Source organism: Chryseobacterium sp. JV274 (assembly GCF_903969135.1).
GTDB lineage: Bacteria > Bacteroidota > Bacteroidia > Flavobacteriales > Weeksellaceae > Chryseobacterium.
The window spans coordinates 3707012-3732510 of sequence record NZ_LR824569.1; the positions used below are offsets into that span (position 1 = coordinate 3707012).

The 25499-nt window shown below is 36.1% G+C and carries 27 protein-coding genes and 1 tRNA gene; 20 read left to right on the top strand and 8 right to left on the bottom strand.

Translation table 11 applies throughout. From position 1 onward, the window contains the following. Window positions 1–300: 300 nt before the first annotated feature. Window positions 301–3252: a SusC/RagA family TonB-linked outer membrane protein gene (locus tag CHRYMOREF3P_RS17120; protein WP_232539051.1), complete on the top strand. Its 2952-nt coding sequence runs from the start codon at window positions 301–303 to the stop codon at window positions 3250–3252. 11 nt (window positions 3253–3263) lie between these two features. Beyond that, entirely contained in the window at window positions 3264–4787 is a 1524-nt protein-coding gene (locus CHRYMOREF3P_RS17125; RefSeq protein WP_180565104.1) for a RagB/SusD family nutrient uptake outer membrane protein, read from the top strand. Between the two features lie 150 nt (window positions 4788–4937). Here CHRYMOREF3P_RS17125 and CHRYMOREF3P_RS17130 read toward each other — a convergent pair whose 3' ends face one another. Further along, window positions 4938–5126 carry a hypothetical protein gene (locus tag CHRYMOREF3P_RS17130; protein ID WP_180565105.1) on the bottom strand — a complete coding sequence of 63 codons (189 nt, stop codon included), beginning with the start codon at window positions 5124–5126 and terminating at the stop codon, window positions 4938–4940. A 136-nt stretch (window positions 5127–5262) separates the two neighbouring features. On the opposite strand from CHRYMOREF3P_RS17130, the gene CHRYMOREF3P_RS17135 reads away from it, so the two are divergent. The 11 genes from CHRYMOREF3P_RS17135 to CHRYMOREF3P_RS17185 all read left to right on the top strand — a co-directional run bounded on the left by CHRYMOREF3P_RS17135 (window position 5263) and on the right by CHRYMOREF3P_RS17185 (window position 11626). Then, a complete protein-coding gene (locus CHRYMOREF3P_RS17135) occupies window positions 5263–5880 on the top strand; it encodes a hypothetical protein (protein ID WP_180565106.1) in 618 nt (205 codons plus the stop codon). 61 nt (window positions 5881–5941) lie between these two features. Further along, window positions 5942–6493 (top strand): hypothetical protein, encoded by a 552-nt coding sequence (locus tag CHRYMOREF3P_RS17140; RefSeq protein WP_180565107.1) that lies wholly within the window; start codon window positions 5942–5944, stop codon window positions 6491–6493. A gap of 12 nt (window positions 6494–6505) precedes the next feature. Next, the gene (locus CHRYMOREF3P_RS17145) at window positions 6506–6796 is read left to right on the top strand and encodes a winged helix-turn-helix domain-containing protein (protein WP_077413729.1); all 291 of its coding nucleotides are present in this window, start codon (window positions 6506–6508) and stop codon (window positions 6794–6796) included. Between the two features lie 64 nt (window positions 6797–6860). After that, window positions 6861–7151 carry a hypothetical protein gene (locus CHRYMOREF3P_RS17150; RefSeq protein WP_180565108.1) on the top strand — a complete coding sequence of 97 codons (291 nt, stop codon included), beginning with the start codon at window positions 6861–6863 and terminating at the stop codon, window positions 7149–7151. Window positions 7152–7176: 25 nt separating this feature from the next. Next, the gene (locus tag CHRYMOREF3P_RS17155) at window positions 7177–7509 is read left to right on the top strand and encodes a hypothetical protein (RefSeq protein ID WP_077413727.1); all 333 of its coding nucleotides are present in this window, start codon (window positions 7177–7179) and stop codon (window positions 7507–7509) included. A gap of 12 nt (window positions 7510–7521) precedes the next feature. Then, on the top strand, window positions 7522–8007 hold the full coding sequence (locus CHRYMOREF3P_RS17160; protein ID WP_180565109.1) for a Coq4 family protein: 486 nt from the start codon (window positions 7522–7524) through the stop codon (window positions 8005–8007). Window positions 8008–8018: 11 nt separating this feature from the next. Then, the gene (locus CHRYMOREF3P_RS17165) at window positions 8019–8336 is read left to right on the top strand and encodes a hypothetical protein (RefSeq protein WP_180565110.1); all 318 of its coding nucleotides are present in this window, start codon (window positions 8019–8021) and stop codon (window positions 8334–8336) included. 37 nt (window positions 8337–8373) lie between these two features. Beyond that, on the top strand, window positions 8374–9744 hold the full coding sequence (locus tag CHRYMOREF3P_RS17170) for a DUF4173 domain-containing protein (RefSeq protein ID WP_180565111.1): 1371 nt from the start codon (window positions 8374–8376) through the stop codon (window positions 9742–9744). Between the two features lie 6 nt (window positions 9745–9750). Next, entirely contained in the window at window positions 9751–10440 is a 690-nt protein-coding gene (locus tag CHRYMOREF3P_RS17175) for a DUF1361 domain-containing protein (RefSeq protein WP_180565112.1), read from the top strand. A 72-nt stretch (window positions 10441–10512) separates the two neighbouring features. Next, the gene (locus CHRYMOREF3P_RS17180; RefSeq protein ID WP_180565113.1) at window positions 10513–11052 is read left to right on the top strand and encodes a hypothetical protein; all 540 of its coding nucleotides are present in this window, start codon (window positions 10513–10515) and stop codon (window positions 11050–11052) included. A 61-nt stretch (window positions 11053–11113) separates the two neighbouring features. Beyond that, window positions 11114–11626 (top strand): hypothetical protein, encoded by a 513-nt coding sequence (locus CHRYMOREF3P_RS17185; protein ID WP_077413722.1) that lies wholly within the window; start codon window positions 11114–11116, stop codon window positions 11624–11626. Between the two features lie 83 nt (window positions 11627–11709). Here CHRYMOREF3P_RS17185 and CHRYMOREF3P_RS17190 read toward each other — a convergent pair whose 3' ends face one another. The 4 genes from CHRYMOREF3P_RS17190 to CHRYMOREF3P_RS17205 all read right to left on the bottom strand — a co-directional run bounded on the left by CHRYMOREF3P_RS17190 (window position 11710) and on the right by CHRYMOREF3P_RS17205 (window position 15140). Next, window positions 11710–13368 (bottom strand): S8/S53 family peptidase, encoded by a 1659-nt coding sequence (locus tag CHRYMOREF3P_RS17190; protein ID WP_180565114.1) that lies wholly within the window; start codon window positions 13366–13368, stop codon window positions 11710–11712. A gap of 252 nt (window positions 13369–13620) precedes the next feature. Beyond that, window positions 13621–14217: a hypothetical protein gene (locus CHRYMOREF3P_RS17195; protein ID WP_139348461.1), complete on the bottom strand. Its 597-nt coding sequence runs from the start codon at window positions 14215–14217 to the stop codon at window positions 13621–13623. Window positions 14218–14226: 9 nt separating this feature from the next. Then, the gene (gene dtd, locus CHRYMOREF3P_RS17200; protein WP_077413719.1) at window positions 14227–14676 is read right to left on the bottom strand and encodes a D-aminoacyl-tRNA deacylase; all 450 of its coding nucleotides are present in this window, start codon (window positions 14674–14676) and stop codon (window positions 14227–14229) included. A gap of 8 nt (window positions 14677–14684) precedes the next feature. Further along, the gene (locus CHRYMOREF3P_RS17205; RefSeq protein ID WP_077413718.1) at window positions 14685–15140 is read right to left on the bottom strand and encodes a hypothetical protein; all 456 of its coding nucleotides are present in this window, start codon (window positions 15138–15140) and stop codon (window positions 14685–14687) included. Between the two features lie 109 nt (window positions 15141–15249). Here CHRYMOREF3P_RS17205 and greA point away from each other — a divergent pair, with 109 nt between their 5' ends. The 7 genes from greA to CHRYMOREF3P_RS17240 all read left to right on the top strand — a co-directional run bounded on the left by greA (window position 15250) and on the right by CHRYMOREF3P_RS17240 (window position 21176). Next, window positions 15250–15720, top strand: coding sequence for a transcription elongation factor GreA (greA, locus tag CHRYMOREF3P_RS17210; protein ID WP_047420150.1), 471 nt, complete (start codon window positions 15250–15252; stop codon window positions 15718–15720). A gap of 55 nt (window positions 15721–15775) precedes the next feature. After that, window positions 15776–16165, top strand: a complete 390-nt coding sequence (locus CHRYMOREF3P_RS17215; RefSeq protein ID WP_077413717.1) for an HIT family protein — start codon at window positions 15776–15778, stop codon at window positions 16163–16165. Window positions 16166–16232: 67 nt separating this feature from the next. Then, window positions 16233–17420, top strand: a complete 1188-nt coding sequence (gene clpX, locus CHRYMOREF3P_RS17220) for an ATP-dependent Clp protease ATP-binding subunit ClpX (protein WP_077413716.1) — start codon at window positions 16233–16235, stop codon at window positions 17418–17420. Window positions 17421–17494: 74 nt separating this feature from the next. Next, on the top strand, window positions 17495–19477 hold the full coding sequence (locus tag CHRYMOREF3P_RS17225) for a T9SS type A sorting domain-containing protein (protein ID WP_077413715.1): 1983 nt from the start codon (window positions 17495–17497) through the stop codon (window positions 19475–19477). 5 nt (window positions 19478–19482) lie between these two features. Further along, on the top strand, window positions 19483–19704 hold the full coding sequence (locus tag CHRYMOREF3P_RS17230) for a hypothetical protein (protein WP_047383050.1): 222 nt from the start codon (window positions 19483–19485) through the stop codon (window positions 19702–19704). 61 nt (window positions 19705–19765) lie between these two features. Beyond that, window positions 19766–21058, top strand: a complete 1293-nt coding sequence (locus CHRYMOREF3P_RS17235) for a TlpA family protein disulfide reductase (RefSeq protein WP_077413713.1) — start codon at window positions 19766–19768, stop codon at window positions 21056–21058. Between the two features lie 44 nt (window positions 21059–21102). Next, a tRNA-Met gene (locus CHRYMOREF3P_RS17240) sits at window positions 21103–21176 on the top strand. Window positions 21177–21584: 408 nt separating this feature from the next. Here the strand turns inward: CHRYMOREF3P_RS17240 and CHRYMOREF3P_RS17245 are convergent. From CHRYMOREF3P_RS17245 to CHRYMOREF3P_RS17255, 3 genes are read right to left on the bottom strand one after another with little or no spacing between them, the layout of a single operon-like run. Further along, window positions 21585–22883: an HlyD family secretion protein gene (locus CHRYMOREF3P_RS17245; protein WP_077413712.1), complete on the bottom strand. Its 1299-nt coding sequence runs from the start codon at window positions 22881–22883 to the stop codon at window positions 21585–21587. 45 nt (window positions 22884–22928) lie between these two features. Continuing rightward, entirely contained in the window at window positions 22929–23123 is a 195-nt protein-coding gene (locus CHRYMOREF3P_RS17250) for a hypothetical protein (protein WP_180565115.1), read from the bottom strand. 60 nt (window positions 23124–23183) lie between these two features. Further along, window positions 23184–25379 carry a peptidase domain-containing ABC transporter gene (locus CHRYMOREF3P_RS17255; protein ID WP_077413711.1) on the bottom strand — a complete coding sequence of 732 codons (2196 nt, stop codon included), beginning with the start codon at window positions 25377–25379 and terminating at the stop codon, window positions 23184–23186. Window positions 25380–25499: the final 120 nt, after the last annotated feature.

Below are 25499 nucleotides of genomic sequence, written 5' to 3' on the forward strand. Positions count from 1 at the left end.
GTTATTCTTTAGTATTTGTAGAATTGATTTGGTTTAATTATTTGGGTGTTTTAATATTCTTTTGTTAATTAAATCGTTATTTTGGTTTCTATTTGATGTGTTTTTAACTTATTTTACGACATTTTCTTCTTTTTAATAAACTTATTTAACTCAATTTTAACATATTTTTTTAATAAATAGTCAAATTTTGATTAAAATTTTAAATTGATTAAATTTAATTAATTAAAATATCATTTTCTTTGCGTTTTCAATAGTTTTTATTGTATATATTTGCTTTCATACTGTTAAAATATGTTAAATATGAAAATGAAATTAATATTGAGTACTGCTGTGCTGTTCTTTGTAGGGGGACATCTGGTGGAGGCTCAAAAAACAAAACGTGACACAATACCGCAGGATACTAAGATTGATGAGATCGTTGTGGTAGCTTATGGAAGCCAGAAAAGGGAAACTATGGTAGGTTCCAATACCGAAGTAAAAGCTAAACAATTTGCAGACCGGCCCATAACGAGTATCGGACAAGCTTTAGACGGAGCGAGTGCCGGGGTTAAAGTAAGTACCGGTACAGGACAGCCGGGAAGTTCGCCAAGTATTCAAATCCGTGGAATAGGTTCTTATGGTATTACAACAAATCCTTTATATGTAGTAGATGGGACTATATATACCGGTTCTCTTGCTGCTATCAATCCCAATGATATTGCTTCATTCAATATCCTGAAAGATGCTGCCTCTACCTCGTTGTATGGTTCTGCAGCCGCTAATGGAGTTGTTTTGATTACCACAAAATCAGGTAGAAAAGGAAAAGATGCTTTCAACTTTAGTATGAGTACCGGAGCGGTAGGAAGATCAATCCCGGAATATGACAGAATAAATGTTTATCAATATTATCCGCTTATCTGGGAGTCAATAAGAAATGGCAGAATGACCTCAATACCTGGTACGACTATAACTGATGCGAATGCTTATGCTACAGCACAGTTGATTTCCGGAGTTTTGAAAACCAATGTTTTTAATGTCCCTGATAATCAGTTAGTAGTCAATGGTGTTTTAAATCCTGATGCTAAACTTAAATATACAGATTTAGACTGGCAGAAACCTTTGATGAATACGGGTTTCAGACAGAATTATGAGTTGAATTACAGTGGAGGGAGTAATACAACGACATACTTTTCTTCAGTAGGATATACCAATGAAACAGGATATCTTATCAAATCAGATTTTGAAAGATTTACAGCAAGATTGAAAGTAGATTCACAAGTTAAAAGCTGGTTGAAATTAGGAACAAGTATCAGTGGAGTATCTTCTAATGGAAACAATTCCGTGGAAGGTGTGGATAATAATTCCGCTTATATCAACCCATACAGATGGACAAGAACGATGGGGCCTATTTACAGTCCTTATGCTCATGATCCTAATACATTTGCAACCCTTTATGACAGTGCAGGGAACATCGTATATGATCCGGGAAGTGCCAGAGGTGCTGATGCAGCGGCGGGAAGAAACGTAATTCAGGAAACGCTTTTAAATAAAGATCTTTCTAAAAATTACTACATCATTTCCAGAGCCTATGCTGAAATCAAAGTAGATCCGTATCTTACTTTATCTACCAATGTAGGGTACGACATCAGAAATAACAGAAGAAGTACCTATGGAAATAAAATTATCGGAGATGCAGCTCCGGGAGGTTCAGCAGAGAAGTATAGCTTTACGGAGCAGACTTTTACCTGGAATCAGCTCTTAAACTATAAAAGAAAATTCAACGATCATAATTTTGAATTCCTTTTAGGACATGAAAGCTATAAATTCATGTATGAATATCTGTACGGATATAAAAAAGGCCAGATTGTTGACGATAATGATGAGTTGATCAACTTTGTAACGCCTGCAACACTTACTTCCCGTACAGACAATTATAGAAAAGAAGGGGTGTTTTCAAGATTGAATTATGATTACAAATCAAAATATTTACTTTCAGGATCTATCCGTTGGGATGGCTCATCCAGATTTGCCAAAGATGTAAGATGGGATTCATTCTGGTCTGTTGGTGCAGGATGGAGAATAAAAGGAGAAGAGTTCTTAAGTAATTCTAACCTTGTCAGTGAACTGAAATTGAGAGGTTCATATGGTGAAGTTGGAAACGACAGAACAGACAGTTATTATATGTACAAAAGTACTTATACCTTAGGGTATAATAATGCTCAGGAACCTGGAATCTTATTTGGTTTCTTAGCAGATCCTACCATAACCTGGGAAGCTAATAAGCAAACTGATGTAGGGATTGATTTTGGATTTTTAAATAACAGAATTACAGGATCTGTAGAATACTATAACAGAGTTACTGAAGATTTGATCTTCCCCGTTCCTCTTCCAGTTTCTGCAGGTGTTCCGGATAATACGATCAGTAGAAATGTGGGAACAATGTATAACCGTGGATTTGAATTCAGTATTAATGCGGACGTTATTAAAACTCAAAATTTCACATGGAATATCAATGCGAATGCATCAACACTTAAAAACCAGGTTACAGAACTTACTGATGGGATCACGGAAATCATCAATGGAACGAAGAAAGTTTCTGTAGGACACTCAATATATGATTATTGGTTAAGACAGTGGTATGGAGTAGATCCGGCGGATGGTTCACCTTTATTCCTGGTTGCTGATGCATTTGCTAATACAACAGCGGCTGATATCAGAACGGTGAATGGCCAAAAAGTTACCACCAATTTTAATAAAGCAAAGTATGATTATTCCGGAACTGCAATTCCTGATTTGTTTGGAAGTTTTGGAACAGCGATTACTTATAAGCAGTGGTCATTGTCGGCAATGTTTACTTATCAGTTAGGCGGAAAAACCTATGACTCTAATTATGCGGCATTAATGTCTGCTTACTCACAAGGAGGAGCTTTAAGTACAGATATTCTGGATAGATGGACTACTCCGGGGCAGATTACAGATGTGCCTGCATTGAACTCGTCAACATATACAAGTTCAAATGCCGGTAATTCTTCAAGATGGCTGGTGAGCTCAGATTTTATAACATTGAGACAGGCTACATTAAGTTATAGCTTTGCTCCGGAAACTTTATCTCAACTTGGAGTATCAGGATTAAGAATTCTTGTTTCTGGTGAAAATTTATGGAGTAAAACAGCCAGAAAAGGATTGGAGCCAGCTCAGGCAGCCAACGGTACTGCATCAAACAGATATACTCCGGCGAGAGTGGTAACGATAGGGTTTAATGTGTCATTTTAAATAATTAAGTAATGAAAAATATCAAAAAACAATATATAAAATGGGCTGTTGTTCTTTCAGTCTTTACAGGAATGGTTTCATGTGAAAGTGATTATCTTGAAACAGATCCTACGACTGCAGCCTCTGAAGAAGCGGCTTACTCAAGTGCAGCGAACCTTATGGCGATTGTAAACGGGATGCATAGAGATATGTACTCAAGACAAAATGATAGTCAGGGCCAGAATGGTCAGGGAGGTATCATGATTATGATGGATGCCTTGGCTGATGATCTTGTATTTCCATCTACAGGAAACGGCTGGTATGTATCAACAGTAAGATGGCAGGATCAGGTGAATGAAAGTGGGTCCAATGATTTTTACCCTTACCAGTTTTACTATGCGTTGATCAGAAATGCAAATTTAGTTATTGCTAATGGTCCTTCAGTTCCTACGCCAACTGCTGCTGATGCTGCTACTATTAAAACAGCAATTGGTGAAGCATATGCTTTCAGAGCTTTCTGTTATTATATGCTGGTTCAGATTTATGGTAAAAGATATGTGCCGGGTGCTAACAATACTCAACTTGGGGTTCCAATAAGGCTAGTGGCGAATGAAATACCTTTAGCAAGGAATACAGTTGAAGAGGTGTATACCCAGATCAACAAAGATCTTAATGAAGCAGCGACGAGACTTGCAGGAGTTACCAGAGCTACAAAATCGCATTTCAATGACAAAGTGGTTTTAGGATTAAGAGCCAGAATTGCATTGACACAGGGGAATTACGCTGCTGCTGTAACGGCTGCTCAGTCTGCTCGTGCAGGATTCGATTTGATGGATAAGACGGCTTATACTGCTGGATTCAACAATCTGGCAGGAAACAGTGAGTGGATGTGGGGAGCTACAATCATAGCAGATCAGGGAGATACATTTTCGAATTTTGGGGCATATATGTCAAGAAACTTTAACTCAACCAATATTCGCCAGGCTCCAAAAGCGATTAATAGTAAGTTATACCAGATGTTTCTCAATAAAAAAGATGTTAGAATTGATAATTTTGATCCGACAGGAGCACACACAGCTCTTGCTTTGCCTTCAACATATTCTAAATTTCCGTATACAAGTCAGAAATTTATAGCTGCAAGTCAGGCCGACAGCAGAGTTGATGTACCTTATATGAGGGCTGCTGAAATGTATCTCATAGAAGCAGAGGCTTTAGCAAAATTAGGTGACGAGGCAGGATCAAAAGTAGCATTGAATACATTAGGTAAAAGAAGATTTACTGATCCTGATGTTAATAATTATGTAGGGACTTCAGCTACAGGAGCTGCGTATCTTACAGAAGTACTTAACACTAGAAGGATTGAACTATGGGGTGAAGGTTTCAGATTCCTGGATCTGAAAAGACTTAATCAAGGTTTAGATAGAACAGGAGCGAACCATTCTTCTGTGGTTACTAATAACGTTATGACAGTTGCCAATACAGATTTACGTTGGGAATTCCTGATTCCAAGAACTGAGATCAATGCAAATCCATTGATTGTTCAAAACCCACTATAAAAACAACAAATTTTAATATATTCTGAGAACCTCGCTTTTGGCGGGGTTTTCTTTTTGTTAAAACGAATGTCAGTTGCTGCAGAGTCATCACAATTTCCTGATAGAAAGGGCTGTTTTGCTGTACTTTAAATAAATAACAACGGCTTTTGTTCAGGTCTTATATTGAGAATAATCTTCAGGGTTCACCAGGATTCCAAAAAGTGAACAGCCACCCAGGATGGCAGGCATTATGCGGGCTAGTTTTCTTTGCTCTTCTTCAATTTTTTTTACTTCCTCATCACTCAGAGGGATATTTTCCTCCAATTGTACCTGCGGACAGTCTATTGGTATTTCTGACATAGTAAGTCAATTAAATTATATTTTCTTAAAGTTAAGAATTGCCGAAATGGGATATGAAAAAAAGATTAATAAAATTTAAAATAATTAATTGGCAGATTCAAAATAAATTATAACTTTGTAATTCAAAGTTCTTTTTATGGAAACAAAAAACTATCACGAAGACTTATCCCATATCCGTTCCATGATGGAGCGGTCTTCCAGATTCATTTCTTTAAGTGGGTTATCCGGAGTTGTTGCCGGATTAACGGCAATTATTGGGGCTATATATGTGTATTTTGTTTTTCAGAGGGAAGGAATCAGCTATTTTGATGGAGACAGAAATATTCTCGGTCCGGCTTTGGTGAAAGAGCTTGTGCTGATTGGCATCATAATTCTGGTTGTTGCGATCCTTAGTGGTTATATTTTTACCGCCAATAAAAGCAAAAAGAAAGGGGTGAAGATCTGGGATGTTACTACAAAACGGCTTTTGATTACCTTTGCAGTTCCTTTAGTGGCAGGAGGCGTTTTTTGTCTTGCGCTTCTTTATCATCATCTTTTTGTTTTCATAGCTCCGGCTACTCTGATTTTTTATGGATTGGCTCTGGTGGCCGCAGAACGATATACATTAACGGATGTGAAATATCTGGGGTATTTTGAGATTGTCTTAGGACTTATTTCTTTATTTATCCTAGGCTGGGGATTAGTATTCTGGGCTATTGGTTTCGGAGTTTTGCATATTGTTTATGGATTGATTATGCATAAGAAGTATAAGTAATCAAGTGAATAGTTTTTTCAAATATCTACTGATAATTTTTTCTGTAATTGGAGGAGTATTTTTGATGGGTTCTATTGTAACGGTTTTAATGATTGGTTGTGCCTTTGGAAGTTTTGATAAAAGTTATTCGGTAACTGAATTAAAGGATGAATATTATTCAAAAGAAACTGAAATTAAAGATCTGATAAATTATTATAACAAAATCAAACCTAAAAATTATTCTGTAGATATAGAATTTAAAAATGATAAAATATTTGAAAGATTAAGGATAACATCTAAAGATTCGTCCAATGTGATTTATCAAGACTGGAATCTAAATTCTAATGTTTTATTTACAGAAAAGCTTAAAGGCTTAGTAGGATGGAACGAAAGCCAGGTTGCAGTATTGAAAAATAAATTAGATAAAGCAAACTGTATTTCTGTAGAAGATGGAGAACCTTTAAAAATAGGTTTTAAAAGAAGTGGCTTGGGAATGTTTTCTTTTAATATTTTTCAAAAAATAAAGACTGACCGAAGTAAATATAATGATGGTTGTGAATATGTATTGGTAAACAGAAATTTAGCTTTTCAATACGGAGGAGGAGCGATCGGAAATCAATGCTTTCCCCAATAAAAATTAAAAATTATGATCAAAATAAATCAACTCAATAAAGAATTCGAAAGCCGTGTAAGACTGGGCATCATGTCCGTTCTTATGGTCAACGACTGGGTTGATTTTTCAGAAATGAAGGCTTTATTGGAAATTACAGATGGAAATCTTGCCAGTCACAGCAATGCGTTGGAGAAAGCAGGATATATTGAAGTAAAAAAAGAATTTGTCGGGAAGAAGCCCAAAACCTCTTATCGTGTTACACAGAGTGGAAGACAAGCATTTACCGAACATTTGGATGCTCTTGAAAAATTATTGGGACGATAGTCCTATATTTTTTTGAAAATTAACTTTGAATTACAAAGTACTTTATAATTTAAATTTTAATAAAATGATAACACAAAAACAAAAAACAGTCACAATTTATGCCCTTCCATTGGTTTTACTGTGTATTCCATTGTTGGGAAATTTACTTTCTAAAGAAGTAAACTGGTCAGCTTCAGATTTTCTCATAGCAGGAGCATTACTCTTTACAACAGCTTTTTTGATCAACATGGTCAGAAATAAAATTAAAAAACAAAGTCAGAAAGTTTTGATCTGCATTTTCATTCTGCTGGCTCTTGCGTTGATCTGGGTGGAGCTTGCTGTAGGCATTTTTGGAAGTCCGTTTGCCGGAAATTAATTGGTTGGATTACTTATTAAAAAAAATGATGAAAGATTCAGAAATAATAAATCAAAAAATGGTAAAAGGCCAGGAAATTCTATACCTCGGTAAGTCTCTGTTTGCAGTGTTTGTGGTGTTGGGGAGCATGTGTCTTATTGGATACCTGACAACAAAGATGGAAGAATTTGCAATAGGAGGATATATGCTGCTAATTTTTGGAACATATTTGAACTTACTGGCAATACTAGGTCTGTTGATCTATGGCTTAGTATACAGATCAAGATTGAATGAATGTCTGAAAGCTATTGGAATTCTTTTGATCAATATACCCATTGCAATTCTTTATACAGCCATAGGGCTTAATAGTCTGCATTAAAATAAATACACTATGAAAAAAATACGCATTCAGTTTTTGCTTTTTGTGTACGACAAAACTCAAAAATTATACAGAAAATACTTTAAAAAGAAAAAAAGACAATGGCAGTTCAATGAAAAACAGCTGTTGGAATTTCAGGAAGATTCCCTGGGAAGAAAACTTGGTGAATTTTACAGAAAACACGGCTTTTCAATGATCCCCAAAATGGAAAACCATGATGTACACCACCTGATCACCGGTTGTGGGACCAACTTTGAAGATGAAATAGCCATGCAGTACCTGTTGTTAGGAAATGGTAAGCTCAATGCACATCTTTTGGCCGCAATCGTATTAGGAACAATTATTCTGCCTGAATATGTGAAAATTTATATCAGGGCCTATAGAAAGGGACAGAATATGCGCGCCTTTTATCACTGGGATTTTGAAGGATTGTTGAACCAGAAGTATGAACACGTAATGGATTTTATTCAACAGAAAGAAACTGTTGTTCTTCATTAAAACGAATTACCATGAGGAAAATAAAATTCAGCCCGCTTGGGAAAAGATCATTCATCATTTCTTTTCTGTTGGGAACGCTTCTACTGGCTGCATTTTGGTTGCTAAGAGCAGAATTTTTTATTGAGCTTGGCTTTTATTATGTACTGGTAACCGCTGTGATTAATATGTTTATTCTTCTGCATGAGCTTATTATCTATCTTACTGATGTTTCAGATCAGAAAGCATCCGGCAATTCAGTTTTACTTTTACTTGTCAATATTCCGATAACAGTCTTGTATCTCTATATATTGACGCAGTTTAGCTGGCTCGATGAGGTTCTCAAAATCTAACTCTTTTAATCTTTTAATTTTTCAATCTTTAAATATCATGAAAACACATCACTATATATTTCTTACCGCCATCCTGTTTGTCATTGTCTTCTACGATCAGGATATGGGACTGAACCTTGGAATTCTGGGAATCATTTATGCCGTATTAACCCTGTTTAAGATTCCGGAGAAAAATAAAACAAGAACCCTGTATATTCTTTTTGCAACAAGCATTTTATCCAGTATTGCATTTGCGTGGTATGGAGATTTCCCTTCCTTTATTGCGGTGGTCAGTTCGCTGCTTTTGCTGGGATATAAATCAAAGAACAGAAGGCTGAAAATTCTCTTTTTGATTCCGGTTTTTATTGTGAATTGCTGCACTTCATTCTGCCGTTTTTTCAGTTTTGATGAATGGCTTCCCAAAAAGAATGTTCCCGGATTGTGGCAAAAGACATTCGCTTTCATTGTCATTCCGCTGGTGCTGGTTTCCGTTTTCTTTGGAATTTATTCCGCTGGAAGTGATCATTTTGCTGCCCTTTTCACAGATTATGAACTGGATATTAATCTGTGGCAGGTATTCTGTCTCTTTGTATTGGGTTTTTTTATTGCCTTCAATTACTGGAACTACGCTGTGGAAAAACTCATCTACAAAAACAACCACTTTTTGGATAATGAGTTTCAAAAAGATTCCCGGATACCGAAGGCTACCTATTCCTTTCTCGATCTCAGTGCCGAAAGAATGAGCGGAGTTATCTCTTTTGTTATGCTGAATATTTTACTGGTCTTTTTTATTATTACTTACAATTATGAACAGTTTTATGAAGCCGTAAAAACACCCGTTCAGCTTTCAGAAGAAACCCATGAAAGAGTGAATGCGGTAATTATGTCTATCATAATGGCTATTCTGGTTATCATGTTTTATTTTAAATCAGGATTTAATTTTGATCCGAAAGCAGGATTATTAAAAATCTTAGCCAAAATCTGGATTTTCCTCAATGTTATCCTTGTCGTGTCAGCCGCTGTTAAAAATTATGAGTACATCGTGAATTATGCATTCACTTATAAAAGACTGGGCGTTTTTGCTTTCCTGCTTTTATCAATAGTGGGTCTTGCTTTGACCTTTATTAAAATTCAAAAGAAGAAAAGAAACATATTCCTTGTCAATACAATGGTTTGGTATTTCTATGGAACCATTTTAGTATGCAGTTACTTCAATTGGGGAGGCTTCATTACTTCACAGAATATGAAAAGAAAAGATTTTGCAGTCAACTACCATTTAACTTCTATCAATTTCAGCGAAAAAGCCCTGTTGAGGTATGCAGAAGAAAAAAATGATCAGAAACTTAAAAAGACCTTGCAGGCGAAAGTGAAAAAAGAAACCTCCAAAACATTCCTTTCAAAGATTATTTACTATCAAACCATTCAATAGCCGATCATGAAAAAGCTCGTTGCCTCTTCAAGGTTTAAAATCAATATGCTGCTGATATTGATGACTGTATTCTGTTTCAGTCTCTCTGCCTTCAGATATTATATAAGTGATACAAAGGTGTTTTTGTTTCTCAACTGGAATCTTTTTCTGGCATGGATTCCTTTATTACTAAGCTCTTTTATCCTTGCTTTTAATATCAAAAGTAAAATATCACTGATCTTTATTATTGTCGTCTGGATTTTGTTCTTCCCCAATTCACCCTATATTCTCACAGACCTCTTTCATCTGAGGGCGAGAAATTCAATACCGATATGGTATGATCTGATTGTCATTCTTTCCTATGCGTGGACGGGTCTGATCTGTGGTTTTATAAGTCTTAATGATATTGAAAAAATCCTTTCTGCTTATGGTAAGAGAAGCAGTATCAATGGGGTGATTATATTCTTTCTTTTCATGAGCAGTTTTGGAGTTTATTTGGGAAGATTTCTGAGATGGAACAGCTGGGATGTGCTCAATAATCCTTTTGGTCTGTTCTCTGATATTATAGTACGGTTTATTTATCCGCTGGAATATACCAAGACATGGGGTGTTACTGTTTTGATGGGAATTATGCTCAATTTTATGTATTTTACATTTAAATGGGTTGAAACAAATAACGAAAGAGAATTGAAGCCGGAAAATAATTTAGTAGAGTAGGATTGGAACAGTTTTAGCATTTAATAGAGCTCACCAGAATGATATGTTGGTACATTCTTAAACTTAATTATTATGAAAAAAAGCTTATTGTTGATTCCATTGATTATTATTTCATGTAAAAAAGAACCTGCCGTGACAGCAGTTAAGGACAAGGATTCTACAATCGTAACAGAAATGCCGGATTCCGTTGTAAAAGCAGATTCTGCAGCATTGAGAAAAAGAGATTCAATTATTAACAATGCTCCCGCTACCAAAGAAGTTTTGCGTAAAGGTGTAATGAGAACTGAAAAAGAAAGGCAGATCATAAGAACTGCGGATGCTACCCAGCTTCCTTTTACATTGGGAGAAGAATTTAAAAAAGATGATCAGGAATTGGTTTTAAAACTGACCCATTACGACCGCCCGAATATCAAAGCAAAAATTTCAACCAAAGAGAAAGATTTCAATATCCGTTTCAATCAGATCAAACTTCCTAATGGAGACTACGATGGACCTTTCGGAAGAGAAATCACTTATGATACTCCGGGAAAAGGCGAAGTATGGCTGATTATCGGGAAAAGTAATATGGCTTCCGGAAATACCAAGGGAAGTTTTACCATAAGTGTGGAGTAAGACCAAATCAATTTGGTACAATTTCTGCAAACTAAACTATGAAGTTTAAAAATTTAAAATTATGAAAAATATAGTTCTAACAGCAATGGCCGCTTCAGCTGTACTCGTAAGTTGCGGAACCGTACAGTCGCTGGTTCAGAATACATTTCCCTACACAACGAATGTTTTAATTTCTACAGGTGTTCCTGCAGATAAAGAAGTTTCTTCCACTGCAACAGCTACCAATGTACAGACATGGTTTGGAGGAAATAACAATGCAAAGATTAAAGACGTAAGAATTTCAGACGCCAAAATTTCTGTGGCTTCCCCTTCAGGAGGAAATCTGAGTGCATTCAAAACGGTTAAAATATATGTTTCATCCAACGGAACAGGAGAAAGATTGATTGCTTCACGTTCCAATATATCGACCAACTCTTCCAGCTTAAATTTGGATCTGAATGATACAGGATTTCTGGATGAAATTGTAAAAAGCTCAGGATTGACAGTAAGAACAGTCTATGAACTGAAGAATCAAACCTCTTCAGACATGAACATTAAAGTAGCCCTGAATTTCAGCAGCGTTCCTGCGAAATAACCGGATAAAAATTGATAATAAAAACCCTCTTTCAGTATTCTGAAAGAGGGTTTAATGTGAAGTAAAATGTATAAAAAATCTTATTATAGTTTTGTGAATTTCTCAACAACCCTTCTTTGGCCTTCATTAATATTGATGATATATTGACCCATTGGCAGTTGTGAAATATCAATTTTTTCATTAGGCAAAACAGCACTTTTGATCACTGTACGCCCCTGAAGATTGATGATTTCAAAATCCAGCTTTTTGTTTTCTGTACTTTGAATAGCAAGAGTACTGCTGGATGGATTAGGGTAGATTTTAACCTCCAGCGGAGACAATGTTTTTACAGGGGTAGCAAATTTACTTTCCAATTGCAGTATCGCATTTTTTACATTAGGAAGAGGTCCGATTTTCTGACCGGTTACAGTTCCTCCCTGAGGAATTCCTGTAGAAATCAAGAGGTTTTTCATCGCAGAGGGTGTCAGGTTCTGACCTGTAGTCTGACGATAGAAAGACTGAATTAAAATAGCTGCAGAAGATACTACAGGGGTTGCAGAACTTGTCCCACTAAAATAATTATAAGTCCTGTTGTTATCATTATCATATTTGGCATAAGAACCATAGCCTGCAGCAAGAACACTGCTTCCCCAGCCCTGAACATCCACTCTGTTTCCATAAGTACTGAAGCTTAATTTTGAATGGGTGGTATTGGGAGACCCTGCTCCTACAATGATAGCACCGCTATTTCCTCTGGCAAGATAAGTTGCATAAAACGGATCATCCAGATTCTGATTTCCGTTACCTGCAGCGGCAATGATAATAATTCCTGAATCGGTAGCTGCTTTCGTAAGATCCCAGATTACTTTGTCATACTCTGCAGGACAATACTGGCCGTCTTTTCCTCCTGTCTGCATTTCATATAAAATAATGTCGCCTGACTGGGAAGCATTAATAGATCTGCTCACAGCGGAAGCTCTGTTGTATCCCACAGTGGTCCATTCCATATATCCTTTTATTTCAGAAGTACTGTAGGCAGCACCCGTAAGCCCAATGTTATCTTTTATTGAACCTAAAATACTCACCACTGCAGTTCCGTGGTCACGGTAGTTATTATTAGCTAATCCTGCATTCGGAGAATATCCCGGTTCAAGCTGTATAGAATTTTGGTTGGTAAGCATCTCATGAGTTTTGTAAAAACCATATTCAACATCCCTTACACGAATATTCTGTCCGGTGATTCCTCTTGACCAAGCATATTTTGCATTGATTCCCGGATTGTCATTCAGATAAGTCTGAATACTTTCCAGATCAGGTGTGGCTACAAAAGCATTTACCAAAGGAGGTTCAATAGGAGCCGCACTCATCACAGATACATATTCTATTTCAGGGAATCTTTCAAGACTGTGAATGATTTTTTGAGTAGTTTCTTCGTTTTGAAGAGGCAGATCAGCCTTATAAATTCTTTTCAGCTTTTCTACAGATTCTGAGGAGTTTCCAATTGCTTTGCTGCTTCTGGCCATTTCATAAAGTTTGCGGTCTGTAAAATCCAGATCGTACTTAAATGAAATGTTATTTTCTCTTGAAAATCTCTCCAGATCAGCATTTCTGCTGAATGCAGTTTTTTCTGAATTGATGCCTTTTGAAAAGCATACATAGATGATTGAATTTTGATCCTGATTAAGTTTGGGCTGGCTTTCCTGACCAAAAGATAGGGAAGAGCAGAACGCAAACAATGCGAAAAGGTTGATTTTTGTTTTCATACGATTTTGTTAAATGGTTGTAAATCAGTTTTGATTTATCCCAAAAATAATAATAAAATAAAAACAAATCACATTTTTGTGAATTTATTTTTTGTTTTTTTATTTCTCCTTTGTATAAAGACTCTTATCAATTTTTTATGATAAACTTCACCGCTTTTGAAACCTGTGGGGTTGGGAAAATAGACCTTCTATGATTACAAAAAACCATCCAGGATCACTGAATGGTTGTGTTGAGGTATGTAGGTTTAATTTTTAAAAATCATCAAACCAGTTTAATGTGTTCTTATGGTAAATTACTTTCTGCTTATTCATGATCCGGTACTGAATACCCATACTGTCCTGATTGACATTGATGAGTTTTGCTTTCTGGATCGGCAGGCTTTTATCATCTAAATAAGTCTCATTAGAAGACCATACTATTTTTTCTATAATGCTTGAATAAGGAATTCTTGAGATTTGTTTTTCAAAGATTCCTTCTTTCTTGTAAATCGTAATAAGCGGTTTGTAAAGTGCTCCCGGACGTCCTCTTTCCATTCTGTAAGTATCATTCAGGTGAATTCGCTGGTCACAGCCTATAGTTGAAAAATAATGGAGGATGCCAAAAAAGGGAATCATCATAGGTAAAATGCTGAGAACGATTCCTGAGATTAAAAGACCAAAATATACTTTAATCACTTTTTTATTCCAAAACCTGATAATGATAAAAATGGTCATCAACAGCCAGAGCCAGTTAATGATTTTATCAACGTAATATCCGGCGAAGCTATAGTTGTTCAGGCTTAATACTATTCCAAACAGGAAAATTAAAGTCACTGCAAGATAAGCAATGACTATATTTTTGTTACTCATTTCTGTCATTTAGCCTTTGGTAACCGAATCCATTACGATCGTGACAGGTCCATCGTTGACCAGAGAAACCTTCATGTCCGCTCCGAAGATTCCACTTTCCATCTTTAATCCGGATTGCGCTATTTCTTCTTTAAAATAATCAAAAAGAGGTATAGCTTTATCAGGTTTTGCTGCTTTTATGAAAGACGGGCGATTGCCTTTTTTGTAATCTGCAATCAATGTAAATTGGCTGATGCAAAGGATTTCTCCTGAAATATCTTTGACAGAAAGATTAAGTTTACCCTCTTCATCTCCAAAGATTCTTAGGTTTAAAACCTTCTGTACAAGCCAGTCTGCATCTGTTTTTTCATCATTTTCATCCACACCTACCAGCAGCATTAATCCTTTTCCGATTTCACCAACAATTTTTCCGTCTACTTTTACACTGGCTTCAGAGACTCTCTGTATAACGATCTTCATTTTGTATTCTAATAATAAACATTTAAAGTTTTGCTTGGAGCATCATAGTTGGAAGGGTAGGTTTTAGGCGGCAGAGATGTTTTAGCTCCAGCTTCTGGCTGCCCCGTACTTAAGATCCATCTTGTGTTGTCCTGCGGGCAGATAATAGCGATATTATCCTTTACCTCAAGGGTTGTATTATTATCAGGACATATGTGAGGAGCATTTCTGTCGTATACCTTAAATCCATTTGCAGTTCGGACAATAATCAGTCCTCTTGTTCCGGACTGCTGTTCATTCACATAAATCCAGCCGTTAATATTGTTCAAAGCATAGTAGGCAGGCAGGTTTAGATTAAGGGATACATTAATGGGAGTATTGGGGAAACAGTTCACAGTATCTTCTCTGCTTCCACAAGAGATTATAGTTAAGTTACTGAAAATCAATATACTGAAAATGGATAAGATTGAAAAAGTTTTTTTCATTTCAATTTAAATTTTTATATATTTGTAAAAATAAAACGATTACAACACGAAAACATTGTCCGGCAAATGTCGGATTATTTTTTTATACTAAAACTAAATTTTGAAAATTATGGCAAGCTATGTAACTAAGGAGGGCCTAGAGAAAATGAAAGCTGAGCTGGAACAGTTGGAAACTGTAGAGAGACCAAAAATCACTCAGCAGATCGCGGAAGCAAGGGACAAAGGTGATTTGTCAGAAAATGCAGAGTACGATGCAGCTAAAGAGGCTCAGGGGATGCTTGAAATGAGAATTTCTAAGCTGAAAGACGTTATCTCTACTTCTAAAATTATAGACGAAAGCCAATTAGATACTTCAAAAGTTTCCATCTTAACAACAGTGAAACTTAAAAATAATGCTACCAAGCAAGAGCAGGTATTTACATTGGTACCGGATAACGAAAGTGACCTGAAGACAGGAAGAATTTCTGTAAACACTCCTATTGCAAAAGGTCTGTTGGGAAAAGCTGTGGGCGAAACTGCCGAAATTACTTTACCAAACGGAAACAAACTGTCTTTTGAAGTATTAGACATTTCTTTATAGTCTGATACAGTTTCTATTTCTAAACTTCTAATATCTACCCCTAACTTCTGATAAAATGAGCACTATATTCACAAAGATCATCAATGGCGAGATTCCCTCCTATAAGATTGCAGAAAATGAAAACTTTATTGCGTTCTTAGATGCAATGCCTTTGGTGAAAGGACATACTTTAGTAGTTCCGAAAAAAGAAGTGGATTTGATTTTTGATCTTGAAAGTGAAGAATACAAAAACCTTTGGGGATTTGCTCAAGAGGTAGCCAAGAAGATCAAAACTGCAATTCCATGTGTAAGAGTAGGAGTAGCGGTGGTAGGACTTGAAGTTCCTCATGCACACATCCATCTGATTCCTTTAAACAAGGTGGAAGACATGAATTTTAGAAATGAAAGATTAAAATTAACGAACGAAGAATATACAGAGATTCAACACTCAATTATTAATTCTTAACAATCAGAAAATCGTAAAAAAGTAATTTTTTACGATTTTCTTTAACATATACATATTATTATATCATATGAACTCAAACCAATGTTCTTTCTGTGGCAGAAAAAGAAATGAAGTACAGATGCTGATTTCTGGCCAGAATGGTTTTATTTGTGAAAATTGTATAGAGCAGGCGCACGCTATTGTAAAAGATGGTGCATCCAAAACAGGATATTCACCTGCCGACAGTATGGCTGAACTTAAAAAGCCAAAAGAGATCAAAGAATTTCTTGATCAGTATGTGATCGGGCAGGATCAGGCAAAAAAACAGCTTTCTATTGCTGTATATAATCATTATAAGAGATTACTCCACGCTCAGGACGAAAACAGAGAAGTGGAACTTGAAAAGTCAAATATCATCATGATAGGTGAAACGGGAACAGGTAAAACTCTTTTGGCAAAAACTATCGCCAGAGAACTGAATGTTCCTTTCTGTATTGTAGATGCCACTATTTTAACGGAAGCAGGATATGTAGGAGAGGATGTTGAAAGTATTCTGTCCAGACTTCTGATGGTCGCAGATTATGATGTGGAAAAAGCAGAAAAAGGAATTGTCTTTATCGATGAGATTGATAAGATCGCAAGAAAATCAGACAACCCGAGTATTACAAGAGACGTTTCCGGAGAAGGAGTACAGCAGGGATTATTGAAACTGCTGGAAGGAAGTATCGTCAATGTTCCGCCGCAGGGAGGTAGAAAACATCCAGATCAGAAATATATCCAGGTCAATACTCAGAATATCCTGTTTATTGCCGGTGGTGCTTTTGACGGAATTAAAGAGATTATTGAAAGAAGAATGAACAAGCAGGCAATAGGGTTCAGTTCTGAGAAAATCAATAAAACCGGTGAAGACGAATATATATTAACAAATATTAATGCAATTGATCTTCGTACTTTCGGATTAATTCCGGAACTTTTAGGAAGATTTCCAATCATCACTTACCTCGATAAACTCACGAAAGAGACCTTGGTAAGAATTATGAAAGAGCCAAAAAATTCAATTGTGAATCAATTTGTGGAACTTTTTAAGATGGATGGTACAGATTTGGTAATAACAGATGGTGCAATTGAAAGAATCGTAGAGGAAACTATTGAAAAAGGATTAGGCGCAAGAGGGTTGAGAGGTACTACCGAAAAAGTTCTAGAAGACTATATGTTTTCAATAGGAGAGGACAAAGAGATCACCTTGACGGAAGATAATGTTTTGATTAATAGATAAAATATTTTTTTTTTAAGAAAAATAATAATACCTTTGCGGGTGAAGATTGTATTAACACACAAATAATTTATACAATGAGAAAAAGTTTATTTGCTATAGGTCTTTTAGCAATTAGTTACTCTGTTCAGGCGCAGATACTATGTCATGTTGACACTAATGCTAATATGTATGTGAGCGAAGGCACCCTAGTTTATAGCGGTGGAGGTGTACAGACAAAAGGTAATGGTCTTTTGGACGTACATGGAAATATCATGGTTGTAGGATCTGCTACGGATAGTTTTAAGACAATTGATGCTGGCGGTGCTGATAAGACTGACGGTGGAAATATCATCTTAAGACTTAATACTCCTGCTTCTTTTGCTACTTCCACGTATGGTCAGCTGTACATTGACGGATTATCCCAATCCAACATTTCAGGTATTGTTACCAAAGAATACAGAACTACAAGTAACGGTACAGGTAATTATTTCCAGCAAGTTGCTTTGCCTTTCTCTGGTAAAGCTTACAATTCATTATCTACTGAAGTTGGTAAAACTTTCAATACCGGAAGATATGACAATCCAATTCTTAAGTGGGATAATGCGAATGCTGTTTCTATTACCACGTTGAATCTAGCTCCTACCTCAACTACTTGGGATGCTTCAGGTTATTATATGCTAAAGGTTAAAAATAATGACTGGAATCCAAGCGCTCCTGCATCAGGAACCGTATTCAATATTAACGGGAAACCATATGCGCCATATGCGGGTGCTGTAACATTACAGAACGCAGGGAAGTCTAATGTGGGAGCCTCTAATGTTGTGTTCGGAACTAACGGTAACGCTCTAAACCAATACAATGAGAAGTACAATACTTATCTTGATGATAGTTTTGAGTTTACTACGAATGCATGGTCTGGAACATTCGGCCAAAATTTTTACCAATTCGGAAACCCTTTCCTTACCAATTTAGATTTAGCTAACATTGGATATACTGAAAGTGTTACAGGATCTGATGGAAATGCTGTGAAAAATATCTGGGGTATTGAATATGACCCAGGTACAATTGTGACTCTTCCAAGTGGTTCTACTTATGCTACATCTGCTAAGGTAGTTACTTTCTTACCTACAGGTGACGGAGTAGCTCCAGCTATTGGTGACGTAGATTTACTTGTAATCAAACCTATGCAGTCATTTAAAATAAAGTTAAGAGACAATACGGCTCAGACTTTAAATTTTAATACACTGAGAAGATTCAAATCTACTGCAAGAACAGCAGGTATCAATTATGATGTAACAGCAGCTAGAATGGCTGGCACTGGCAAGAATATAACCAATACTGTAAAACAGCTTGGTGTAATCGGTCTTGATGCTAATGGAAAAGAACTTTCCAGAACATACTATGTTGTTTCTCCATCATTAACAACAGGGCACCAGATTTCTGCCGCAACTTCAGTTCAGTCTTCAGCGGGTAAAAATATCATCGGTACTTTTGAAGAATCATTGAATGGTGGGTATGATAATAATTATACTAACTATTGGTTATATATTAACGAAGCTAATGAGAGTAACTTCCAGGGGAAAAATGTTAAGTTAGTTAACTACTATCTGGATCAGGTGAAATCTTATAAATTCGAGATCAGAGAAAATGCAGTGCTAATCCCAGCTGGTGCACACCAGTTATCTTCAGGACTTGGGTTCTATTATAAAGCCGAAAACGGAAACTTAATAGAAGCTAAACAAGGAGATGTTATAGCGGTGACAAATGAAGAAGCTAATTTGTATTATGGAGAACCAAGTAATATTACTTTAGCAGTAGATAAAAACAATACTACTGCATCAAGAACACTTGTAGTGTATGATCCATCTATTACAAATTACATTGTAAGATTTGATCCAAAATGGAAAAAAGCAGATATTCAAGTTTATGATATGAGCGGTAAACTAGTAATCTCTAAAAAAGCGGTTGATGCATCCAGAGATTTTGTAATCGAGCTTGATGGCTCAGTTAAAAATTCATATGTTGTAAAAATCGTTTCTGATAAGGGAGAAACTGTTAACACTAAAATCTTAAAATAAACCACATGAAAACTATTAATAAACTAGTATTAGCTCTTTTTCTTTTTGCTATAACTTTAGCAAATGCAGCCCCACCACAACCACAACCAGCTCCAACAGGAAGTGGAAATGGAGGAAATGGTACCGGAGCACCAGCGCCTATTGATATGTACGTATATATACTTGGTATTGTAGCAATTGTATTTATTGTTTACTTTACAAAAAAGTACAAAAGCGTAAAAGCATAAAATTTTATTAAAATAATATTAAACTCTCTGATTAATCAGAGAGTTTTTTTATTTTTACTCTATGAAAAAGATTTATACGCTATCTGCGGTTTTGGCTGCATTTGCTCTGCAGGCTCAATTTACAGTTACCATTCAAACTCCGGCAGACTTTAAAGATCAGGACGCTATTCTATATACATTAAACGGTTCGAAAGATATTATTGTTACCAAAGAACAAAGTAAGAATAGTACATGGACTTTTAAATACCCAAGCAGTTATATGGGAATGATGAAAGTCTATTTCCCGGGCTCTAATAATACAGTAAGCTTTATTTCAGAAAATAAAAATGTCAATGTTAAACTGGATATCCAGAATAATAAAGTTAAAGATGTTACCTATCTAGATGAAGCGAACAACCTGATGAGTAAGCAGCAGGAAGGCTCACAAAAGAAAGAGCTTATTTTGCCGGCTTTAGCACAGATTAAAGAATATTATAAAGATAATACAGACTTTGGAAAAGCACTGAAAACAGAGATCGACAGACTTTCCGGTACTTCCAGCTCTATTGATGCCGCTCAACATCCATTTATTACCTATTATAACACGAATTACAGTAAATTTATTTCCCCTTCACAAGATGCCACCAAAAAAGTAGATCAGGAGGAAATAATCAACTTTCTGGACAAGTCAAATGATATGCTGGAGACTTCCTCATTACTAAGACCAGTGTTAGTATCTTATCTGAACTCCGGAGGAAATACCAATGTTGCTGCTTCTGTTGATAAACTCTTAGACCGATTAAAAGTGGAAACTCCAAGAGGGCAGACTGTTTTATCAGAACTGATCGATATTTTTGATGTGTATGAGATGGATGAGTACAAGAGCAAATATTTGTCACTTGCCAAAAATCTTAAGTGTACCATCACTGACAGACTTGCATCTACACTGAAATCGAATGCCAACATTGAAATGGGAGCTGCTTTCCCTAACTATAAGTTCCAGGCACCAGTAAATACTACTGCGAAGTCATTATATGATATAAAGGCTGATAAAAAGGTTATTGTGTTTTGGTCATCCACATGCTCACACTGCGAAAGTGAACTTCCGAAACTTCTGGAAAAATATAATGATCTGAAATCAAAAAATATTCAGGTTGTAGGGTTTTCTTTAGATGTTGACAAAAATTCTTATACTAAAAAGATTGCTGCATTTCCTTGGGTGAATGACTCCGAATTGAGAGGGTGGAACAGCAGTTACACGGATATGTACAATATTCATGCAACTCCGACGTATTTTATTTTAGATGCTAACAATAAGATTATCAACAAACCAGATCATGTTGGTGATGTTTTGGAATATTTTAAGTTAAAATAATTTTGGAGGTAAAGAAATATTTTCTATATTTGCACCACCAAAAAGGCGAGGTAGCTCAGTTGGTTAGAGCGCAGGATTCATAACCCTGAGGTCACGGGTTCAATTCCCGTCTTCGCTACAAAAAACCGCAATCATTAAATCAATGATTGCGGTTTTATTTTTTAGAATAACTGCAAATTTATCTTTTTATTTCTCCCCAATTTTTTCATTTTTTAAAATTATCGTCTTTCAATAGAAAATTAAGGGAACTATCCAGTTTTCGATCTTATCATATTCTTTTATTGGAATGTTTTAAAACAGGAGATCATTGTTTTCCCTGTATTCGCTTTCTTACCGGCTTTTTTTGATTGATCTATTGATGTACGATCGAAACCTCCCTTCGCAGAATAAAGCCCGTAATGAATGAACTATACTACTTTGGATTTTATGTACATTACTTTAAATGGAGCTAATCTGAAGTACTATAATAAAAAAAGCCGTTTTACAATCTGCAAAACGGCTTTTATTTTTTTATCTAAGTTCTTTATCAGACCTGATATCCAAGCAGCTTTCTGATTTGATAGAAGAATCTTTCAATCAATCGAAGATCTTGTGTTACGATCTCTGCACTGCCCCTAAGTTCTTTATCGAATGTAAGCGTTTTGTTGTAACTTGTTTTTAATCCTTTTGGCAAAATAACATCTACATAATAATTTCCTTTATCATCAGGAATAAGAGAGATATTCTGTACTTTTCCTTCGATGATACCATATTCCTGGAATCGATAGTTATCTAGTTTAATCAATACTTTTTCGCCCGGAATGATCTTTCCTGAGTTTACGGTAGGAACAGACATTCTGCCTACCAACTGCTCTTTATTTTTAGGAAGAATAGAAAGAATAGGTTCACCCGATTTTACAAACTGATTTTCACCAAAAAACTGCTGGAAACTGGCAACACCATCTGTAGATGATATAACAAGATAATTCAGTTCCCATTGTTTCAATGATTTTCTCAGTTGCTCAAGAAGCTGTAAAGTTTGTGAAGAGTATGTAATTCTGTCTTTTTCTGTGTTAATGGCCGTTCCGCTTTTAGTTTTATTAAGATTGGAAACCCCTTCATCCATTTGTGATATGGAGATTTTAAGATTTTCAAGATTTTGCTGGGCCTGAAGATATTTGATCTTTTCATTTTCAAGTTCCATAGCAGAAATAACTCCTTGATTGAAAAGTTCCTGAGACCTGTTGAAGTTTTTCTTAGTCAGATCATATTTTATTGATTCCAGGTTTTTCTGTTGTTTTAAGGTAGCAATTCGTATGCGGTATTCAGAAATACTCTGATTGGCTGCCAGGTTTTCCGGAGCATAAGGCTGTAATCTTGTAAAAAGGGCTTCATCCTGAAATGCTTTTGCAAAACTATTGTATTCACCCTGTAATTCTCCCAACTTGAACCTTGAAGCCTGAGCAAGAGGGAAGCTATATAAATTATCAGGAGTAATGGAATCTACCAGTTTTTTCAACTCTAAAATATCCTTATAGTTGGCTGCTGACTGCATTACCATCAGAACATCATTCTTTTTAACTTGCTGATGGTCTTTTATGAATATTTTTTCAATTTTGGAACTTGTCCTTGCTTCAATCTTCTCTGGAGGATTCTGCGAAGTTACAATAATAGGAGCCGGTACAAATTCCGGATATTTTATGATGTAACTCATCAAGAGAATCAGCAGGAGAATAATAAATATAACAGTATTTCCCCAGCGTATCATCCAATGCGGGGGCTGGGTAAGAATATCCTGTACGCTTTCTGAGCGGAGTTCAATATTGTCTAAAACGTCTTCTTTCATTTTTCTAAGATAAAATTTCCCCCAATATTTCAGGGGGAATATAATTTAACCAAATGGGCAATTCCCGTCATACCACGATGGTGGTGAAGTATCAGCATCCGGTGGACATGCAATGTGATGGAGATGGCATGGCATCCAGCTGCCAAGACACCAGGAACCACAGCAATTGTTGTCCGGAATAACTACACCTCCGCTGACAAATGTCAGTTCTTTTCTCGAAAGTTTTTTTAGATTTTTCATGATTAAAATTAGTTTTTGTTTTTCCTACTCTATAAGCTTTTCGGTTCCGCTATATTTTGGCTAGCTTCCTAATTCAAGCTGGTTTCTTACAAGTCTGTAATATTCTCCCCTCAAATCTACAAGATCTGCATGGCTGCCTTCTTCCACAACTTTCCCCTGATCCAGTACAATGATTTTATCCGCATGTCTTACCGTGGAAAGTCTGTGGGCAATAACCACTGCTGTTTTCCCTTTGAAAAACTGCTCAAGGTTTTCCATAATTACTTTCTCATTATTGGCATCCAATGCTGATGTTGCTTCATCAAACAAGATATATTCAGGAGATTTGTAAACAGCTCTTGCAATGAAGAGTCTCTGTTTCTGACCGCCGCTGACCCCAACACCTTCATTTCCTATTTTCGTATTGTAACTTAACGGAAGGCTTTCAATGAATTCCTTGATATTGGCTATTTCTACAGCACGTCTCAGTTTTTGTTTGTCAATATGATCTTCACCTACAGCAATGTTATTGGCAATAGTATCGTTGAATACATAGCCTTCCTGCATTACCACTCCGCAATGATCTCTCCAGTATCTTGGGGAGATATTCTTCATATTGGTGCTTCCGATTCTGATTTCACCCTGGTCAGGATCATAAAACTTCATTAACAGCTTCAACAGGGTTGTTTTTCCACTTCCACTGGCTCCCACAATAGCTGTAGTCTGCTGATAAGGGATCGTAAGACTTAAATTTTCAAAAACCGGAACATCAGAACCAATATAACGGAATGACATATCTTTGATCTCGATGTCTTTCTTTGGAACATCTGTAACATACTGCTCATTTTTATCCTCCTCATCATCTTTATCATGAATTTCCCCTAATCTTTCAAGGGAAATCTTAGCATCCTGAGTCTGCTTGATAAAGTCGATAAGCTGAAGAAGAGGGCTGTTCAACTGTCCGATAATATATTGTACAGAAAGCATCATCCCTAAAGTAAGATTTCCGCTCAAAACCAGCTTTGCAGAAAGGAAACTTACCAGTATATCTTTCATCTGGTTGATAAAATTTCCTCCAACAGACTGCCATTGTTCTAATGAAAGTGATTTTATTCTGATTTTAAACAGTTTTACCTGAAGAAATTCCCAGTCCCATCGTTTCTGTTTTTCTGCATTATGCATTTTAATCTCCTGCATACCGTTGATAAGCTCAATCACTTTACTTTGTTCCTGAGAGACCTGAGAGAACCTTTTGTAATCAAGTTCCTTTCTCTTTTTCAGGAAGAAACTGATCCAGCCAATATACAATATCGCTCCAACAAGGTAAACAATGAATAATCTGTAATCATAAAACAGTAAAACAATACTGAAGATGATAAGGTTTACCAGTGAGAAGAGAGTGTTTAACGATGAACTTGTAAGCAGCTGCTCGATTCTGTGGTGGTCATTTATTCGCTGCATGATATCTCCGGTCATTCTCGTATCAAAGAAACTTATTGGAAGTCTCATAAGCTTGATAAAGAAATCGGAGATGATGGAAATATTAATTCTCGCCGAAAGATGGAGAAGAATCCAGCTTCGTATGGTTTCAATTCCCATTCTTCCAAGAAATAGCATAATCTGTGCAAGTAAAACGACATAGATAAAATTAATATCCTGGTTCTGGATTCCAACGTCTACAATACTTTGGGTAAGAAACGGGAATATCAGGGATAATAAACTTCCTCCCAGAAGCCCTATGGCCAGCTGGATTACAAGTCTTTTATATTTAAGGAGATACTTGGAAAGAAACGTAAAGCTAGCTTTACTTTCTTCAGCATCAAATTCTGTCTGAAAAAATGCTGGTGTTGTTTCAAGAATCAGAACAATTCCTTCTTCTGTATTTTCGTTTGCATTTTCTCCGATCCAGGATTTGATAAACTCTTCTCTTGTATACGTAATAAGTCCATAACTGGGATCTGAAATATATACTTTATTATTTTTGTCAATCTTGTATACAACCACAAAATGGTTTTTATTCCAGTGTGCTATACAAGGAAAAGAAACCTCTTCTGTAAGGGTATTGAAATCTATCTGGACTCCCATAGACCGGAATCCGAGGTTTTCTGCCGCATCGCTTAGCCCAAGAAGGCTGCTTCCTTCACGTGTTGTTTCGGAAAGGCTGCGAATCTGCTGCAGAGATATACTTTTACCATAATACTTACTTACGATCCTGAGACATGTAGGACCGCAGTCTTTGGTATCTGGTTGCTTATAAAAAGGAAACTTTTTTTTCAAAACTACTACTCATTATAAAATGCCGTCAGCGGGTGACGACATTTACTTTAATTCAATTATAATTCAATGAAATGGTAAACCGGAAATAGTCCCATTTGTCACTGTTTTTCTGCTCTTTTA

Excerpts from the sequence above, each read along its gene's own strand:
- CHRYMOREF3P_RS17160 (WP_180565109.1), top strand. The coding sequence starts at position 7,522 with ATGAAAAAAATACGCATTCAGTTTTTGCTTTTTGTGTACGACAAAACT.
- CHRYMOREF3P_RS17215 (WP_077413717.1), top strand. The coding sequence starts at position 15,776 with ATGAGCACTATATTCACAAAGATCATCAATGGCGAGATTCCCTCCTAT.
- CHRYMOREF3P_RS17130 (WP_180565105.1), bottom strand. The coding sequence starts at position 5,126 with ATGTCAGAAATACCAATAGACTGTCCGCAGGTACAATTGGAGGAAAAT.
- CHRYMOREF3P_RS17165 (WP_180565110.1), top strand. The coding sequence starts at position 8,019 with ATGAGGAAAATAAAATTCAGCCCGCTTGGGAAAAGATCATTCATCATT.
- CHRYMOREF3P_RS17195 (WP_139348461.1), bottom strand. The coding sequence starts at position 14,217 with ATGAGTAACAAAAATATAGTCATTGCTTATCTTGCAGTGACTTTAATT.
- CHRYMOREF3P_RS17180 (WP_180565113.1), top strand. The coding sequence starts at position 10,513 with ATGAAAAAAAGCTTATTGTTGATTCCATTGATTATTATTTCATGTAAA.
- CHRYMOREF3P_RS17230 (WP_047383050.1), top strand. The coding sequence starts at position 19,483 with ATGAAAACTATTAATAAACTAGTATTAGCTCTTTTTCTTTTTGCTATA.
- dtd (WP_077413719.1), bottom strand. The coding sequence starts at position 14,676 with ATGAAGATCGTTATACAGAGAGTCTCTGAAGCCAGTGTAAAAGTAGAC.
- CHRYMOREF3P_RS17135 (WP_180565106.1), top strand. The coding sequence starts at position 5,263 with ATGGAAACAAAAAACTATCACGAAGACTTATCCCATATCCGTTCCATG.
- CHRYMOREF3P_RS17170 (WP_180565111.1), top strand. The coding sequence starts at position 8,374 with ATGAAAACACATCACTATATATTTCTTACCGCCATCCTGTTTGTCATT.
- CHRYMOREF3P_RS17245 (WP_077413712.1), bottom strand. The coding sequence starts at position 22,883 with ATGAAAGAAGACGTTTTAGACAATATTGAACTCCGCTCAGAAAGCGTA.
- CHRYMOREF3P_RS17150 (WP_180565108.1), top strand. The coding sequence starts at position 6,861 with ATGATAACACAAAAACAAAAAACAGTCACAATTTATGCCCTTCCATTG.
- CHRYMOREF3P_RS17125 (WP_180565104.1), top strand. The coding sequence starts at position 3,264 with ATGAAAAATATCAAAAAACAATATATAAAATGGGCTGTTGTTCTTTCA.
- CHRYMOREF3P_RS17175 (WP_180565112.1), top strand. The coding sequence starts at position 9,751 with ATGAAAAAGCTCGTTGCCTCTTCAAGGTTTAAAATCAATATGCTGCTG.
- CHRYMOREF3P_RS17250 (WP_180565115.1), bottom strand. The coding sequence starts at position 23,123 with ATGAAAAATCTAAAAAAACTTTCGAGAAAAGAACTGACATTTGTCAGC.
- CHRYMOREF3P_RS17145 (WP_077413729.1), top strand. The coding sequence starts at position 6,506 with ATGATCAAAATAAATCAACTCAATAAAGAATTCGAAAGCCGTGTAAGA.
- CHRYMOREF3P_RS17120 (WP_232539051.1), top strand. The coding sequence starts at position 301 with ATGAAAATGAAATTAATATTGAGTACTGCTGTGCTGTTCTTTGTAGGG.
- CHRYMOREF3P_RS17190 (WP_180565114.1), bottom strand. The coding sequence starts at position 13,368 with ATGAAAACAAAAATCAACCTTTTCGCATTGTTTGCGTTCTGCTCTTCC.
- greA (WP_047420150.1), top strand. The coding sequence starts at position 15,250 with ATGGCAAGCTATGTAACTAAGGAGGGCCTAGAGAAAATGAAAGCTGAG.
- clpX (WP_077413716.1), top strand. The coding sequence starts at position 16,233 with ATGAACTCAAACCAATGTTCTTTCTGTGGCAGAAAAAGAAATGAAGTA.
- CHRYMOREF3P_RS17235 (WP_077413713.1), top strand. The coding sequence starts at position 19,766 with ATGAAAAAGATTTATACGCTATCTGCGGTTTTGGCTGCATTTGCTCTG.
- CHRYMOREF3P_RS17185 (WP_077413722.1), top strand. The coding sequence starts at position 11,114 with ATGAAAAATATAGTTCTAACAGCAATGGCCGCTTCAGCTGTACTCGTA.
- CHRYMOREF3P_RS17225 (WP_077413715.1), top strand. The coding sequence starts at position 17,495 with ATGAGAAAAAGTTTATTTGCTATAGGTCTTTTAGCAATTAGTTACTCT.
- CHRYMOREF3P_RS17155 (WP_077413727.1), top strand. The coding sequence starts at position 7,177 with ATGATGAAAGATTCAGAAATAATAAATCAAAAAATGGTAAAAGGCCAG.
- CHRYMOREF3P_RS17205 (WP_077413718.1), bottom strand. The coding sequence starts at position 15,140 with ATGAAAAAAACTTTTTCAATCTTATCCATTTTCAGTATATTGATTTTC.